13 protein-coding genes and 2 tRNA genes are annotated in these 15,608 nt (G+C 60.6%); all 15 read left to right on the forward strand.

Annotation, left to right across the window (positions count from 1 at the left end; genetic code table 11):
* Positions 1 to 74, forward strand: a 74-nt coding sequence (locus ACZ2IA_RS22065) for an EF-Tu C-terminal domain-related protein (RefSeq protein WP_470294271.1), incomplete at its 5' end; no start/stop codon positions are given.
* Between the two features lie 21 nt (positions 75 to 95).
* Positions 96 to 171 (forward strand) — tRNA-Trp (locus ACZ2IA_RS22070).
* A gap of 67 nt (positions 172 to 238) precedes the next feature.
* Positions 239 to 592 (forward strand): preprotein translocase subunit SecE, encoded by a 354-nt coding sequence (secE, locus tag ACZ2IA_RS22075; RefSeq protein WP_470294747.1) that lies wholly within the window; start codon positions 239 to 241, stop codon positions 590 to 592.
* Between the two features lie 3 nt (positions 593 to 595).
* Positions 596 to 1,129 (forward strand): transcription termination/antitermination protein NusG, encoded by a 534-nt coding sequence (nusG, locus tag ACZ2IA_RS22080; RefSeq protein ID WP_470294748.1) that lies wholly within the window; start codon positions 596 to 598, stop codon positions 1,127 to 1,129.
* A gap of 103 nt (positions 1,130 to 1,232) precedes the next feature.
* The gene (rplK, locus tag ACZ2IA_RS22085) at positions 1,233 to 1,664 is read left to right on the forward strand and encodes a 50S ribosomal protein L11 (RefSeq protein WP_470294749.1); all 432 of its coding nucleotides are present in this window, start codon (positions 1,233 to 1,235) and stop codon (positions 1,662 to 1,664) included.
* Between the two features lies 1 nt (position 1,665).
* The gene (rplA, locus tag ACZ2IA_RS22090; protein WP_470294750.1) at positions 1,666 to 2,361 is read left to right on the forward strand and encodes a 50S ribosomal protein L1; all 696 of its coding nucleotides are present in this window, start codon (positions 1,666 to 1,668) and stop codon (positions 2,359 to 2,361) included.
* A 169-nt stretch (positions 2,362 to 2,530) separates the two neighbouring features.
* Positions 2,531 to 2,605: transfer RNA gene (locus ACZ2IA_RS22095), tRNA-Thr, on the forward strand.
* A 99-nt stretch (positions 2,606 to 2,704) separates the two neighbouring features.
* A complete protein-coding gene (gene rplJ, locus ACZ2IA_RS22100) occupies positions 2,705 to 3,202 on the forward strand; it encodes a 50S ribosomal protein L10 (protein WP_470294751.1) in 498 nt (165 codons plus the stop codon).
* 42 nt (positions 3,203 to 3,244) lie between these two features.
* A complete protein-coding gene (gene rplL / locus ACZ2IA_RS22105) occupies positions 3,245 to 3,613 on the forward strand; it encodes a 50S ribosomal protein L7/L12 (RefSeq protein ID WP_470294752.1) in 369 nt (122 codons plus the stop codon).
* Between the two features lie 152 nt (positions 3,614 to 3,765).
* On the forward strand, positions 3,766 to 7,941 hold the full coding sequence (rpoB, locus tag ACZ2IA_RS22110; RefSeq protein ID WP_470294753.1) for a DNA-directed RNA polymerase subunit beta: 4,176 nt from the start codon (positions 3,766 to 3,768) through the stop codon (positions 7,939 to 7,941).
* A gap of 83 nt (positions 7,942 to 8,024) precedes the next feature.
* Positions 8,025 to 12,215 carry a DNA-directed RNA polymerase subunit beta' gene (rpoC, locus tag ACZ2IA_RS22115; protein ID WP_470294754.1) on the forward strand — a complete coding sequence of 1,397 codons (4,191 nt, stop codon included), beginning with the start codon at positions 8,025 to 8,027 and terminating at the stop codon, positions 12,213 to 12,215.
* A 169-nt stretch (positions 12,216 to 12,384) separates the two neighbouring features.
* Entirely contained in the window at positions 12,385 to 12,756 is a 372-nt protein-coding gene (rpsL, locus tag ACZ2IA_RS22120) for a 30S ribosomal protein S12 (RefSeq protein ID WP_470294755.1), read from the forward strand.
* Between the two features lie 100 nt (positions 12,757 to 12,856).
* Positions 12,857 to 13,327: a 30S ribosomal protein S7 gene (gene rpsG, locus ACZ2IA_RS22125; protein WP_470294756.1), complete on the forward strand. Its 471-nt coding sequence runs from the start codon at positions 12,857 to 12,859 to the stop codon at positions 13,325 to 13,327.
* A 27-nt stretch (positions 13,328 to 13,354) separates the two neighbouring features.
* Positions 13,355 to 15,448 (forward strand): elongation factor G, encoded by a 2,094-nt coding sequence (gene fusA, locus ACZ2IA_RS22130; RefSeq protein ID WP_470294757.1) that lies wholly within the window; start codon positions 13,355 to 13,357, stop codon positions 15,446 to 15,448.
* A gap of 74 nt (positions 15,449 to 15,522) precedes the next feature.
* On the forward strand, positions 15,523 to 15,608 hold an 86-nt coding region (locus tag ACZ2IA_RS22135), incomplete at its 3' end, for a GTP-binding protein (protein ID WP_039555751.1).

Consider the following 15,608-nt stretch of genomic DNA (forward strand, 5'->3'; position numbering starts at 1 on the left):
AAGGTCTGCGTTTCGCAATCCGCGAAGGTGGCCGTACCGTCGGCGCCGGCGTGGTTTCCAAGATCCTCGCCTAATCGAGATCTGAGAAGTTCACTAGGCCAGTAGCTCAATTGGTAGAGTATCGGTCTCCAAAACCGAGGGTTGGGGGTTCGAGACCCTCCTGGCCTGCCAAATAAGACTAACCGGCGATTTTCGCCGGTTGGTCTTTTGTCGCATACGCGCAAGAGACATTCCCCTCATGGAAATGCAAGACAAAATCAAACTGGTGCTGGCGGGCCTCTTGGTCGTGGCCGGTATTACTGGTTTCTATCTGGTTCCTGAGTCGCAGGGCATTCTGCGTGTGCTGGCCTTCGTGGTCGGTATCGTTGCCGCCGCCGGTGTGGTCTGGGCTTCCCAGCCCGGCAAGGCGTTTTCCGGTTACGCGCAGGAGTCGGTGGCTGAGGCGCGCAAGGTGGTGTGGCCTGCCCGCAAGGAAGCGATGCAGATGACCGGGCTGGTATTCCTGTTCGTTCTGGTGCTGTCGCTGTTCATGTGGTCGGTCGATTCGACCCTGTCCTGGCTGTTCTTAGACTTGCTGCTCGGTCGAGGTTAACTGATGGCTAAACGTTGGTATGTGGTGCACGCCTATTCGGGTTTCGAAAAGAGCGTGCAGAAGGCGCTTCGCGAGCGGATTGACCGCGAAGAGAAGCAAGACCTGTTTGGTCAGATTCTGGTGCCGGTGGAAGAGGTGGTGGACATCAAGAATGGCCGCCGCTCGATTACCGAGCGCAAGTTCTTCCCGGGCTATGTGCTGGTCGAGATGGAAATGACCGACGATACCTGGCACCTGGTGAAGAGCACGCCGAAGGTGACCGGTTTTGTCGGTGGTACCGCCAACCGCCCGGCGCCGATTTCCGCTAAGGAAGTCGAGGCGATCATGCAGCAGATGCAGGAAGGCGTCGAGAAGCCGAAGCCGAAGGTGCTGTTCGAGGTGGGCGAGCGCGTGCGCGTCACCGAGGGGCCGTTCAACGACTTCAACGGCACGGTGGACGAGGTCAACTACGAGCGCAACAAGCTGCGCGTGTCGGTGCAGATCTTCGGTCGCGATACCCCGGTCGAGCTGGAATTCAGTCAGGTCGAGAAGCTCTGATTCGATCTAACTAGTTGTTTTTGAAAAAAGCGTGTATACTTCCGCGCTTTCACTGGGAAGCGGGTGTTGTTGCCCGCGCTAAACCCGTCTTAGGAGCCTCATTGTGGCAAAGAAAATTGTCGGCTATGTAAAGCTGCAAGTGCCCGCTGGTAAAGCCAACCCGTCGCCACCGATCGGTCCGGCGCTGGGTCAGCGTGGCCTGAATATCATGGAATTCTGCAAGGCGTTCAACGCCGCGACCCAGGGCGTTGAGCCGGGTCTGCCGATTCCGGTTGTGATCACCGCCTACGCGGACAAGTCCTTCACTTTCGTGATGAAGACCCCGCCGGCCACCATTCTGCTGAAGAAGGCCGCTGGCATCCAGAAGGGCAGCCCGAAGCCGCATACCGACAAGGTCGGTAAGGTGACCCGCGCCCAGCTGGAAGAAATCGCCAAGACCAAGCAGCCGGATCTGACCGCTGCCGATATGGACGCGGCTGTTCGCATCATCGCCGGTTCGGCCCGTTCGATGGGCCTGGAAGTGGAGGGTCTGTAAGATGGCTAAGCTGTCCAAACGTCTGCAGGCGCTGAAGTCCAGCGTTGATCGCAACAAGCTGTACCCGGTTGACGAGGCTATCGCTCTGGTGAAGGGCGCCGCTACCGCCAAGTTCGACGAGTCGATCGATATCGCCGTGAACCTGGGCGTTGACCCGCGTAAATCCGACCAGGTCGTGCGTGGTTCGGTCGTGCTGCCGCGTGGTACCGGTAAGTCGGTGCGCGTTGCCGTGTTCGCCCAAGGTGCGAACGCCGAAGCTGCCAAGGCAGCGGGTGCCGAAGTCGTCGGTTTCGAAGACCTGGCCGAGCAGGTCAAGGCCGGTAACCTGGACTTCGACATCGTGATTGCGTCCCCGGATGCAATGCGTATCGTTGGCCAGCTGGGCCAGATCCTCGGCCCGCGTGGCCTGATGCCGAACCCGAAGGTTGGCACGGTGACCCCGAACGTAGCCGAGGCAGTGAAGAACGCCAAGGCCGGTCAGGTTCAGTACCGTACCGACAAGGCCGGTATCATTCACGCCACCATCGGCCGCGCTTCGTTCGAAGCTGACGCGCTGCGTGAAAACCTGGCCGCACTGGTTGATGCCCTGGTGAAAGCCAAGCCGGCTGCCGCCAAGGGCCAGTATCTGCGCAAAGTCGCCGTGTCCAGCACCATGGGCGTGGGCGTGCGCGTAGATACCAGCACCGTTACTGCCTAAGTAACGTTTCGGCGAACCGCCTGGTTCGCCAAGGCTTTGGGCTGGCAGCAGGTTCGCCTGCTGCCAGATTGTCAAAGACCGTAGGAGCCCTCGGGCTTAATCGCTGGCAACAGTGTCCTACGCAGATGGTGTACCCGAACAGCAGGCTTTATATCTGTTGTCGAAGAAGGCCCATGTAGCTCAGGGGTAGAGCACTCCCTTGGTAAGGGAGAGGTCGGCAGTTCAATTCTGCCCATGGGCACCAGTTTCGACGGCGGAATTCCGTAATGTCTCCTGAAGCTGGTCGCCGCTGCACTGAAGGGGAATGGCGCTAGCCGTTCCGTTCATGACTAGGAGGTAGACCTTGAGTCTCAATATCGAAGCCAAGAAGGTGGTAGTGGCTGAAGTGGCGGCAGAAGTTGCCAACGCTCAGACCATCGTTATCGCCGAATACCGCGGCGTCGGAGTAGGTAGCCTGACCCAGCTGCGTGCGAAAGCGCGTGAGCAGGGCGTGTACCTGCGTGTTCTGAAGAACACGCTGGCTCGCCGTGCAGTGGAAGGCACCCCGTTTGCTGGTCTGGCTGACCATATGGTCGGCCCGCTGATCTACGGTGTGTCCGCTGACCCGGTGGCTGCTGCCAAAATTCTGCATCAGTTCTCCAAGCAGGACGACAAGTTTGTCGTCAAGGCGGGTTCTTACGACGGCAATGTGCTGAACGCCGCTCAGGTTGCTGAGCTCGCGTCCATCCCGGGCCGCGAAGAACTGCTGTCCAAGCTGCTGTACGTTATGCAGGCTCCGGTTGCCGGTCTGGCTCGCGCTCTGGCCGCCGTGGCCGAGCAAAAGCAGGCCGAAGCCGCTTAATCCGATTTGCTTTAAACGAATACCGATTCAGGAGTTTTACAAATGGCTATTACCAAAGACGACATCCTCGAAGCCGTTGCCGCTATGCCGGTTATGGAACTGAACGAGCTGGTTAAGGCGTTCGAAGAGAAGTTCGGCGTGTCCGCCGCTGCCGTTGCCGTTGCTGGCCCGGCCGCTGGCGCTGCTGCCGCTGAAGAGAAGACCGAGTTCGACGTGATTCTGACCGCCGCTGGCGACCAGAAAGTAAACGTGATCAAGGTGGTTCGTGCTCTGACCGGTCTGGGCCTGAAAGAAGCCAAGGACCTGGTTGACGGCGCTCCGAAGGCAGTGAAAGAAGGCGCGTCCAAGGCTGAAGCCGAAGATATCGTGAAGCAGTTGATTGAAGCTGGCGCGAAAGCAGAAGTGAAGTAAGCTTCCGTTAAAGGAAGTGTGTTAGGGCTGGCGGAGAAATCCGCCAGCCTTGTTGCGCTTGTTAGCGGCGAGCTGACAAACGTCAGCATTTCAATTGCGCATGACTGTTGACTTTTGATTGCTTGCGCCACCCCACCTCGATGGAGACTCTAATGAGTTATTCGTTTACTGAGAAGAAGCGTATCCGCAAGAGTTTTGCGAAACGTGCCAGCGTTCTCGATGTCCCCTTCCTGTTGGCGACCCAGATCGATTCGTATACCGAGTTCTTGCAGCTTGGCACACCGTTCGATCAGCGCAAGGATGCGGGCCTGCAGGCGGCATTTAAGTCGATCTTCCCGATCAATAGCCATAATGGCTATGCGCGTCTGGACTTCGTCCACTACGTGCTGGGCGAGCCGCCGTTCGATATGCAGGAATGCCAGTTGCGCGGCATTACTTACGCGGCGCCGCTACGCGCGCGGATCCGTCTGACGATCCTCGACAAAGAGTCGTCCAAGCCGGTGGTGAAGGAAGTGCGTGAGAACGAAGTGTACATGGGCGAAATTCCGCTCATGACCACCAATGGTTCATTCATCATCAACGGTACCGAACGGGTCATCGTCAGCCAGCTGCACCGTTCGCCGGGCGTGTTCTTCGAGCACGACCGCGGCAAGACCCATTCGTCGGGCAAGCTGCTGTTCTCGGCGCGGGTGATTCCGTACCGCGGCTCGTGGCTCGACTTCGAATTCGACCCGAAGGACCTGCTGTACTTCCGTATCGACCGCCGTCGCAAGATGCCGGGCACGATCCTGTTGAAGGCGCTCGGTTACACCGAAGAGCAGATCCTCGCCGAGTTCTACGACGTCGACACCTTCTACCTGACCGATAACGGCGTGTACATGAAGGTGGTGGCCGACCGTCTGAAGGGCGAAGCCGCCAAGAACGACATCGTTGCGCCGGACGGCAAGGTGATCGTCCAGAAGGACAAGCGCATCACCGCCAAGCACATCCGCGACATTGCGGCGGCCAATATCGACCGCATCGAAGTGCCGTTCGACACGCTGGTCGGCAAGATGCTGGCCAAGAACGTGGTGAACCCGGAAACCGGTGAAGTGCTGGCCCGTGCCAACGAAGAAATCACCGACGACCTGGTGGCCAAGCTCGATATCCATGAAGTGCCGGAAATCGAGGTGCTGTACATCAACGACCTGGACCAGGGCGGCTACATCTCGCAGACCCTGCGTAGCGACGACATCCAGGACCGTCAGCAGGCCCGCGTGGCGATCTACCGCATGATGCGCCCGGGCGAACCGCCGACGGAAGACGCGGTCGAGCTGCTGTTCAACCGCCTGTTCTTCAGCGAAGACTCGTACGACCTGTCGCGCGTCGGCCGGATGAAGTTCAACACCCGCACCTACGAGCACAAGCTCGACGAGAAGTCGCCGGAGTGGTTCCGTTCGCTGCTGGCCGACAAGTTCGGTCATCGCCGCAACGTGATGGACGGCATCCTGTCGACCGAAGACATCGTGGCGGTGATGGCGATCCTGGTCGAACTGCGCAACGGCCGTGGCGAAGTGGACGATATCGACCACCTCGGCAACCGTCGCGTCCGTTCGGTCGGCGAATTGGCCGAAAACCAGTTCCGCGCCGGTCTGGTACGGGTCGAGCGCGCGGTGAAGGAACGCCTGAACCAGGCCGAGTCCGACAACCTGATGCCGCACGACCTGATCAACGCCAAGCCGGTGTCGGCCGCGATCAAGGAATTCTTCGGCTCCTCGCAGCTGTCACAGTTCATGGACCAGACCAACCCGCTGTCGGAGATCACCCACAAGCGTCGTGTCTCGGCCCTTGGCCCGGGCGGTCTGACCCGCGAACGCGCCGGCTTCGAGGTGCGCGACGTGCACCCGACCCACTACGGCCGCGTCTGCCCGATCGAAACGCCGGAAGGCCCGAACATCGGCCTGATCAACTCGCTGTCGGTCTACGCCCGCACCAACGAGTACGGCTTCCTGGAAACCCCGTACCGCCGCGTGGTCGACAGCAAGGTGACCGACCAGATCGATTACCTGTCGGCGATCGAGGAAGGCCGCTACGTGATCGCTCAGGCCAACGCCGAGCTGGACGAGAACGGCACCCTGATCGACGAGCTGGTGACCTGCCGCGAGAAGGGCGAAACCATCCTGTCCACCCCGGACCGCGTGCAGTACATGGACGTGGCGACCGGCCAGGTGGTGTCGGTGGCCGCCTCGCTGATTCCGTTCCTGGAACACGATGACGCCAACCGTGCACTGATGGGCGCCAACATGCAGCGTCAGGCGGTACCGTGCCTGCGTCCGGAGAAGCCGTTCGTCGGCACCGGCATCGAGCGTTCGGTAGCGGTCGACTCGGGTACCACCGTGATCGCCCGTCGTGGCGGCGTGGTCGACTACGTCGATGCGACCCGTGTCGTGGTCCGCGTCAACGACGAGGAAGCGACCGCCGGTGAAGTGGGTGTGGATATCTACAACCTCACCAAGTTCACCCGTTCCAACCAGAACACCAACATCAACCAGCGTCCGCTGGTGAACGTCGGCGACATCATCGCCCGCGGCGACGTGGTGGCCGACGGTGCCTCAACAGACCTGGGCGAGCTGGCGCTGGGTCAGAACATGACCATCGCGTTCATGCCGTGGAACGGCTACAACTTCGAGGACTCGATCCTGATCTCGGAGAAGGTCGTCGCCGAAGACCGCTACACCTCGATTCACATCGAGGAGCTGTCGGTCGTCGCTCGCGACACCAAGCTCGGGCCGGAAGAAATCACCCGCGACATCCCGAACCTGTCCGAGCGCATGCAGAACCGCCTCGACGAGGCCGGCATCGTCTACATCGGCGCCGAAGTGGAAGCCGGTGACGTGCTGGTCGGCAAGGTAACGCCGAAGGGCGAGACCCAGCTGACCCCGGAAGAGAAGCTGCTGCGCGCGATCTTCGGTGAGAAGGCGTCCGACGTGAAGGACACCTCGCTGCGCGTTCCGACCGGCATGGTCGGCACTGTGATCGACGTACAGGTGTTCACCCGCGAAGGCATCGAGCGCGACAAGCGGGCGCAGTCGATCATCGACGCGGAACTGAAGCGCTACCGTCTCGACCTGAACGACCAGCTTCGGATTTTCGCCAACGACGCGTTCAGCCGTATCGAACGCCTGATCGTCGGCAAGGCCGCCAACGGCGGTCCGAAGCGTTTGACCAAGGGTACCGAGATCACCACCGAGTACCTGGAAGGTCTGCCGTCCAAGCACGACTGGTTCGATATCCGCATGAGCGACGAGGACGTCGCCAAGCAGCTCGAACTGATCAAGGACAGCCTGGCGCAGAAGCACGAAGAATTCGACCTCAAGTTCGAAGACAAGAAGCGCAAGCTGACCCAAGGCGACGAACTGCCGCCGGGCGTGCAGAAGATGGTCAAGGTCTACGTGGCCGTGAAGCGTCGCCTGCAGGCCGGTGACAAGATGGCCGGTCGTCACGGTAACAAGGGTGTGGTATCGCGCATCCTGCCGATCGAAGACATGCCGTACATGGCCGACGGTCGTCCGGTCGACATCGTGCTGAACCCGCTGGGCGTACCGTCGCGTATGAACATCGGTCAGATCCTCGAGGTTCACCTCGGTTGGGCGGCCAAGGGTATCGGCGAGCGCTTCAACAAGATGTTGGCCGAACAGCGCGACATCGCCGAGCTGCGCGCCTACCTGGAGGCGGTCTACAACGAGACCGGCAAGCAGGAAGATCTGGCCAGCTTCAGCGACGCCGAGATCCGCACCCTGGCTGAGCACCTGAAGAAGGGTATGCCGTTCGCGACGCCGGTATTCGACGGTGCCAAGGAGGCCGAGATCATGCGCATGCTGGATCTCGCCTACCCGGACAGCGACCCGATGACCGAGCAGCTGGGCTTCAACGACTCGAAGACGCAGATGAACCTGTACGATGGCCGCTCCGGCGAAGCCTTCGACCGCAAGGTTACCGTCGGTGTGATGCACTACCTGAAGCTGCATCACCTGGTCGACGACAAGATGCACGCCCGTTCCACCGGCCCGTACTCGCTGGTGACCCAGCAGCCGCTGGGTGGTAAGGCGCAATTCGGTGGTCAGCGTTTCGGTGAGATGGAGGTGTGGGCGCTGGAAGCATACGGCGCCGCCTACACCCTGCAGGAAATGTTGACAGTGAAGTCGGACGACGTGACCGGTCGTACCAAGGTGTACGAGAACATCGTCAAGGGCGAGCACAAGATCGACGCCGGCATGCCGGAATCGTTCAACGTGCTGGTGAAGGAAATCCGCTCGCTGGCGCTCGACATCGACCTGGAACGCTATTGATCACTGCGTGAGGCCGTGAGGCGCGCAAGGTTGGCCGAAAGGCCGGCCGGCGCGCCTGATCCTCACTCCTCACGGGAGTAAAAATGAAAGCTTTGCTCGATCTCTTTAAGCAAGTTACGCAAGAAGAAGAATTCGACGCGATCAAGATCGGCATCGCCTCGCCCGAGACGATCCGCTCCTGGTCCTTCGGTGAAGTCAAAAAGCCGGAAACCATCAACTACCGTACCTTCAAGCCGGAACGCGACGGCCTGTTCTGCGCCCGCATCTTCGGCCCGGTGAAGGACTACGAGTGCCTGTGCGGCAAGTACAAACGCCTGAAGCACCGCGGTGTGATCTGCGAGAAGTGCGGCGTCGAAGTGACGCTGTCGAAGGTGCGCCGCGAACGGATGGGCCACATCGAACTGGCCTCGCCGGTCGCGCACATCTGGTTCCTGAAGTCGCTGCCGTCGCGTCTGGGCATGGTGCTCGACATGACGCTGCGCGACATCGAACGCGTGCTGTACTTCGAAGCGTTCGTGGTGACCGAGCCGGGCATGACCAGCCTGCAGCGCGGCCAGCTGCTGTCGGAAGAAGACTACCTCGACCTGATGGACGAGCACGGTGAAGAATTCACCGCGCTGATGGGCGCCGAAGCGGTGCGCGATCTGCTGCGCAAGCTCGACCTGAGCGCCGAGATCGAACAGCTGCGCCGCGACCTCGAGTCGACCGGTTCGGACACCAAGATCAAGAAGATCGCCAAGCGCCTGAAGGTGCTCGAGGCGTTCCAGCGTTCCGGCATGAAGCCGGACTGGATGATCATGGAAGTGCTGCCGGTGCTGCCGCCGGAACTGCGTCCGCTGGTGCCGCTGGACGGCGGTCGTTTCGCGACCTCCGACCTGAACGACCTGTACCGTCGCGTGATCAACCGTAACAACCGTCTGAAGCGCCTCTTGGAGCTGCGCGCGCCGGACATCATCGTGCGCAACGAGAAGCGCATGCTGCAGGAATCGGTTGACTCGCTGCTCGACAACGGCCGCCGCGGCAAGGCGATGACCGGCGCCAACAAGCGTCCGCTCAAGTCGCTGGCCGACATGATCAAGGGTAAGGGCGGTCGCTTCCGTCAGAACTTGCTGGGTAAGCGCGTCGACTACTCCGGTCGTTCGGTGATTACCGTGGGCCCGTACCTGCGTCTGCACCAGTGCGGTCTGCCGAAGAAGATGGCGCTCGAGCTGTTCAAGCCGTTCATTTTCCACAAGCTGGAAGTGATGGGCCTGGCGTCCACCATCAAGGCCGCCAAGAAGCTGGTCGAGCAGGAAGTGCCGGAAGTCTGGGACATCCTCGAAGACGTGATCCGCGAGCATCCGGTGCTGCTGAACCGTGCGCCGACGCTGCACCGTCTCGGCATCCAGGCGTTCGAGCCGATCCTGATCGAAGGTAAGGCGATCCAGCTGCACCCGCTGGTCTGCGCGGCGTTCAACGCCGACTTCGACGGTGACCAGATGGCCGTTCACGTGCCGCTGTCGCTCGAAGCGCAGATGGAAGCCCGCACCCTGATGCTGGCGACCAACAACGTGCTGTCGCCGGCCAACGGCGAGCCGATCATCGTGCCGTCGCAGGATATCGTGCTGGGTCTGTACTACATGACCCGCGACAAGGTGAACGGCAAGGGTGAAGGCATGGTATTTGCCGACACCAAGGAAGTGCACCGCGCCTACGAGACCCGTCAGGTCGAACTGGCCACCCGCATCACCGTGCGCCTGAAAGAATGGGAAAAGGACGAGCAGGGCGAGTTCCAGCCGGTGATCCGTCGCTACGAGACCACCGTAGGCCGCGCGCTGCTGTCGGACATCCTGCCGAAGGGCCTGTCGTTCGAGAACATCAACAAGGCGCTGAAGAAGAAAGAGATCTCCAAGCTGATCAACGTCTCCTTCCGCCGTTGCGGCATCCGCGACACGGTGATCTTCGCCGACCAGCTGATGTACACCGGTTTCGCGTTCTCGACCCGTGGCGGCATCTCGATTTGCGTCGACGACATGCAGATCCCGGCCAAGAAGGTCGAGCTGTTGGCCGAAGCGCAGAAAGAGGTCAAGGAGATCGAGGAGCAGTATCGCCAGGGTCTGGTGACCCAGGGCGAGCGCTACAACAAGGTCGTGGATATCTGGGGTCGCATCGGCGACAAGATCGCCAAGGCGATGATGGACGACCTGTCCAAGCAGCGCGTGATCGATCGCGACGGCAACGAAGTCGACCAGGAATCGTTCAACTCGATCTACATGATGGCCGACTCCGGCGCGCGGGGTTCCGCGGCACAGATCAAGCAGCTGGCCGGTATGCGGGGCCTGATGGCCAAGCCGGACGGCTCGATTATCGAGACGCCGATTACCGCCAACTTCCGCGAAGGTCTGACCGTACTGCAGTACTTCATCTCGACCCACGGTGCCCGTAAGGGTCTGGCGGATACCGCGTTGAAGACCGCGAACTCGGGTTACCTGACCCGTCGTCTGGTCGATGTGACGCAGGATCTGGTCGTGATCCAGGACGATTGCGGCACCAGCAACGGTTTCGTGATGAAGGCGGTGGTGCAGGGCGGCGACGTGATCGAAGCGCTGCGCGATCGTATCCTCGGCCGCGTGACCGCGGTCGACGTGGTCGATCCGTCCACCGGCGAGACCGTGGTCGAAGCCGGCACCTTGCTCGACGAAGCGCTGGTCGACCAGATCGACGGTTCGGGTGTCGACGAAGTGAAGGTGCGTACCGCGATCACCTGCGATACCCGCTACGGCCTGTGCGCCAAGTGCTACGGCCGCGATCTGGCCCGCGGCAAGTCGGTCAACGCCGGCGAAGCGGTCGGTGTGATCGCCGCCCAGTCGATCGGTGAGCCGGGTACCCAGCTGACCATGCGTACCTTCCACATCGGTGGTGCGGCGTCGCGTTCCGCGGCGGCCAGCCAGGTGGAGGGTAAGTCGAACGGTACCGTGCGTTTCTCCAGTCAGATGCGCTACGTCACCAACAGCAAGGGCGAGCTGATCGTGATCACTCGCTCCGGCGAGGTGGTGATCCACGACGATATCGGCCGCGAGCGCGAGCGTCACAAAGTGCCATACGGCGCGACCCTGATGGTGACCGATGGTCTGGTCATCAAGGCCGGCGCGGTACTGGCGACCTGGGACCCGCACACCCGTCCGATCATCACCGAGTACGCTGGTCGGGTGAAGTTCGAGAACGTCGAGGAAGGCAACACCGTTGCCAAGCAGACCGACGATGTGACCGGTCTGTCGACGCTGGTCGTGATCGATCCGAAGCGCCGTGCCGGTTCGCAGAGCAAGCTGCTGCGTCCGCTGGTGAAGCTGCTCGACGAGAACGGCAACGAAGTGCGCAACAGCGGCGCTACCGATACCACCGTATCGATCACCTTCCAGGTGGGCGCGATCATCACCGTGCGCGACGGTCAGGAAGTGGGCAAGGGTGAAGTGCTGGCCCGTATCCCGCAGGAAACCACCAAGACCCGCGACATTACCGGTGGTCTGCCGCGCGTGGCCGAACTGTTCGAAGCGCGTGCACCGAAAGACGCCGGCATGTTGGCCGAAGTCACCGGTACCGTATCGTTCGGTAAGGACACCAAGGGCAAGCAGCGTCTGATCATCACCGATCTGGACGGCAATGCGATCGAGAGCCTGATCCCAAAAGACAAGCACGTGCTGGTGCACGACGGTCAGGTGGTGAACCGCGGCGAGATCATCGTCGACGGCGCGGTCGATCCGCACGACATCCTGCGCCTGCAGGGTATCGAGGCGTTGTCGCGCTACATCGTCCAGGAGGTGCAGGAGGTGTACCGTCTGCAGGGTGTGAAGATTAACGACAAGCACATCGAGGTGATCATTCGCCAGATGCTGCGCCGCGTTAACATCACCGATTCGGGCAACACCGACTTCATCCAGGGTGAACAGGTCGAGCGCGCCGAAGTGATGGCGACCAACGACCGCATGTTGGCCGAAGGCAAGGAGCCGGCGCAGTACGACAACGTGCTGCTGGGTATCACCAAGGCCTCGTTGTCGACCGACTCGTTCATCTCGGCGGCATCGTTCCAGGAAACCACCCGCGTGCTGACCGAAGCCGCGATCATGGGCAAGAAGGACGACCTGCGCGGCCTGAAGGAAAACGTGATCGTCGGCCGTCTGATCCCGGCGGGTACTGGTCTCGCTTACCACCGCAACCGTCGTCGCCAGGGTGGCGAAGGTGGTCTCGAGTCCCTCGAGCTGGAGCCGTCGGTAGAACCGGTCGAAACCAACGAGTAAGTCTCGATCCCGCCCCGGTTCGCCGGGGCATCAAAAAAACGCTGCCAATTCAACGGTTAACGCTGAAGGGGCGGCGTTTTTCTCATTGACGCTGTGCGGCTGACTAAAATATAATCCGCTGCTTGGCGGTATGGTGCCGCCAGTTTTACCTCAACTAGGAACTGAAGTAATGCCAACCATTAACCAACTCGTGCGCAAGGGCCGCGTCGCTACCAAAGCGAAGAGCAAGGTCCCGGCACTGGAAGCCTGCCCGCAGAAGCGCGGCGTGTGCACCCGTGTGTACACCACCACTCCGAAGAAGCCAAACTCGGCGCTTCGTAAAGTCTGCAAAGTGCGCCTGACCAACGGTTTCGAAGTGATTTCGTACATCGGTGGTGAAGGTCACAACCTGCAGGAACACTCGGTAGTGCTGATCCGCGGCGGTCGTGTAAAAGACTTGCCGGGTGTGCGTTACCACACTGTCCGCGGTTCGCTGGATACCGCTGGCGTGAAAGATCGTAAGCAGTCCCGTTCGAAGTACGGCGCTAAGCGCCCGAAGTAAGCTTCGGCATCTAGCGGCAGCCACCGGCTGTCGAGTAAGTGACCGCTTGATTGGGTGGTCATGAGCCCACTGCTCAACTGAATATATTTAAGGAATTACCATGCCGAGACGCAGAGAAGTCCCGAAGCGCGACGTTTTGCCGGATCCGAAGTTCGGTAGCCAAGACCTGTCGAAATTCATGAACGTTGTCATGATCGACGGCAAAAAATCCGTAGCCGAACGCATCATCTACGGCGCGCTGGACCAGATCGCCAAGAAAACCGGCAAAGACGCGATTGAAGTGTTCAACACTGCCATCGCCAACGCCAAGCCGGTTGTCGAAGTAAAGAGCCGCCGTGTCGGTGGCGCCAACTACCAAGTTCCTGTTGAGGTTCGCCCGTCGCGTCGCCTGGCCCTGGCGATGCGTTGGCTGCGTGACGCTGCGCGTAAGCGTGGCGAGAAGTCCATGGATCTGCGTCTCGCTGGCGAGCTGCTCGATGCAGCGGAAGGTCGCGGCGGTGCTATGAAGAAGCGTGAAGAAGTTCACCGCATGGCAGAAGCCAACAAGGCGTTCTCGCACTTCCGCTTCTAATTCAATCCTTAAGATAAGGTGCCCGCTGTGGCTAGGAAAACTCCTATCGAGCGCTACCGTAACATCGGTATTAGCGCTCACATTGACGCCGGCAAGACCACCACGACCGAGCGTATTCTGTTCTACACCGGTGTAAACCATAAGATCGGTGAAGTGCATGATGGCGCAGCCACCATGGACTGGATGGAGCAGGAGCAGGAGCGTGGTATCACCATTACCTCCGCTGCGACCACGACCTTCTGGAAGGGTATGGGCCTGCAGTTCCCGGAACACCGCTTCAACATCATCGACACCCCGGGTCACGTGGACTTTACCATTGAGGTAGAGCGTTCCATGCGTGTGCTGGACGGTGCCGTGATGGTGTACTGCGCGGTCGGTGGCGTACAGCCGCAGTCCGAGACCGTATGGCGCCAGGCCAACAAATACCAAGTGCCGCGTCTGGCGTTCGTCAACAAGATGGACCGTCAGGGTGCCAACTTCTTCCGCGTCGTTGAGCAGATGAAGACCCGCCTGCGTGGCAACCCGGTGCCTATCGTGGTGCCGATCGGTGCCGAAGACGGCTTCACCGGTGTGGTCGACCTGCTGAAGATGAAGGCGATCATCTGGGACGAAGCGTCCCAGGGCATGAAGTTCGAGTACCAGGACATCCCGGCTGACGTTCAAGCGACTGCCGAAGAATGGCGCGAGAAGATGGTCGAAGCCGCTGCCGAAGTCAGCGACGAGATGATGGACAAGTACTTGGGCGGCGAAGCGCTGACCGAGGAAGAAATCATCAGCGGCCTGCGTCTTCGTACGCTGCGTTGCGAAATCCAGCCGATGCTGTGCGGTACCGCGTTCAAGAACAAGGGCGTGCAGCGCATGCTCGACGCCGTGATCGAACTGCTGCCGTCGCCGATCGACGTGCCGGCCATTGCTGGTGAAGTTGATGGCCAGCCGGCCGAGCGTCACGCTTCGGACGACGAGCCGTTCTCGGCGCTGGCGTTCAAGCTGATGAACGACCCGTACGTCGGTCAGCTGACCTTCTTCCGCGTCTACTCGGGCGTGGTGAAGTCGGGCGACACCGTGATGAACTCGGTGAAGGGCAAGCGCGAGCGTATCGGCCGTATCGTTCAGATGATGGCGAACGACCGTATCGAGCTGGAAGAAGTGCGCGCCGGCGACATCGCCGCCGCCATCGGCCTGAAGGAAGTGACCACCGGTGAAACCCTGTGTTCTTCCGATGCGCCGATCATCCTCGAGCGCATGGAGTTCCCGGAGCCGGTGATTCACGTCGCCGTTGAGCCGAAGACCAAGGCCGACCAGGAGAAGATGGGCGTTGCCCTGAACCGCCTGGCCAAGGAAGACCCGTCGTTCCGCGTGCGTACCGACGAAGAATCCGGCCAGACCATCATTTCCGGTATGGGTGAACTGCACCTGGAAATTCTGGTTGACCGCATGAAGCGCGAATTCGGCGTGGAAGCCAACGTTGGCGCGCCGCAAGTGGCCTACCGCGAAACCATCCGCAAGTCGGTGGAATCCGAAGCCAAGCACGTCAAGCAGTCCGGTGGTAAGGGTCAGTACGGTCACGTAGTGATCACCCTGGAGCCGTTGGGCGAAGGCGGTGGCTACGAGTTCTCGGACGAGATCAAGGGTGGTGTGATTCCGCGCGAATTCATCCCGTCGGTCGACAAGGGCATCCAGAACACCCTGTCGAACGGTATCCTGGCCGGCTACCCGGTGGTGGACATCAAGGTTCGCCTGACCTTCGGTTCCTACCACGATGTCGACTCGTCGCAGATCGCGTTCGAACTGGCTGGTTCGATGGCCTTCAAAGAAGGTATGCGCAAGGCCAGCCCGGTACTGCTCGAGCCGATGATGGCCGTCGAAGTGGAAACGCCGGAAGAGTACATGGGCGACGTGATGGGCGACCTGTCGTCCCGTCGCGGTATCGTTCAGGGTATGGACGACGACGGTGTGGGCGGCAAGAAGATCAAGGCCGAAGTCCCGCTGGCCGAAATGTTCGGCTACTCGACCACGCTGCGTTCGCTGTCCCAGGGTCGTGCTACCTACTCCATGGAGTTCAAGCACTACTCCGAGGCACCGAAGCACGTTGCCGACGCCGTCATGAACGCCAAGAAGTAATGCGCGCTGAGGTTGGCCGAACCGGTTTCGGCCAACCTAGCTCTGTTGTTCTTTAAATCAAGGATTTTTGCAAAATGGCAAAAGAAAAGTTCGAGCGGACGAAACCGCACGTAAACGTTGGCACCATCGGTCACGTGGACCATGGTAAGACCACTCTGAC

The organism is Crenobacter sp. CS_VA4, assembly GCF_055597485.1.

Coding starts and splice junctions, on each gene's coding strand:
- secE (WP_470294747.1), top strand. CDS start 239: ATGGAAATGCAAGACAAAATCAAACTGGTGCTGGCGGGCCTCTTGGTC.
- nusG (WP_470294748.1), top strand. CDS start 596: ATGGCTAAACGTTGGTATGTGGTGCACGCCTATTCGGGTTTCGAAAAG.
- rplA (WP_470294750.1), top strand. CDS start 1,666: ATGGCTAAGCTGTCCAAACGTCTGCAGGCGCTGAAGTCCAGCGTTGAT.
- rplL (WP_470294752.1), top strand. CDS start 3,245: ATGGCTATTACCAAAGACGACATCCTCGAAGCCGTTGCCGCTATGCCG.
- rpoB (WP_470294753.1), top strand. CDS start 3,766: ATGAGTTATTCGTTTACTGAGAAGAAGCGTATCCGCAAGAGTTTTGCG.
- rpoC (WP_470294754.1), top strand. CDS start 8,025: ATGAAAGCTTTGCTCGATCTCTTTAAGCAAGTTACGCAAGAAGAAGAA.
- rpsL (WP_470294755.1), top strand. CDS start 12,385: ATGCCAACCATTAACCAACTCGTGCGCAAGGGCCGCGTCGCTACCAAA.
- rpsG (WP_470294756.1), top strand. CDS start 12,857: ATGCCGAGACGCAGAGAAGTCCCGAAGCGCGACGTTTTGCCGGATCCG.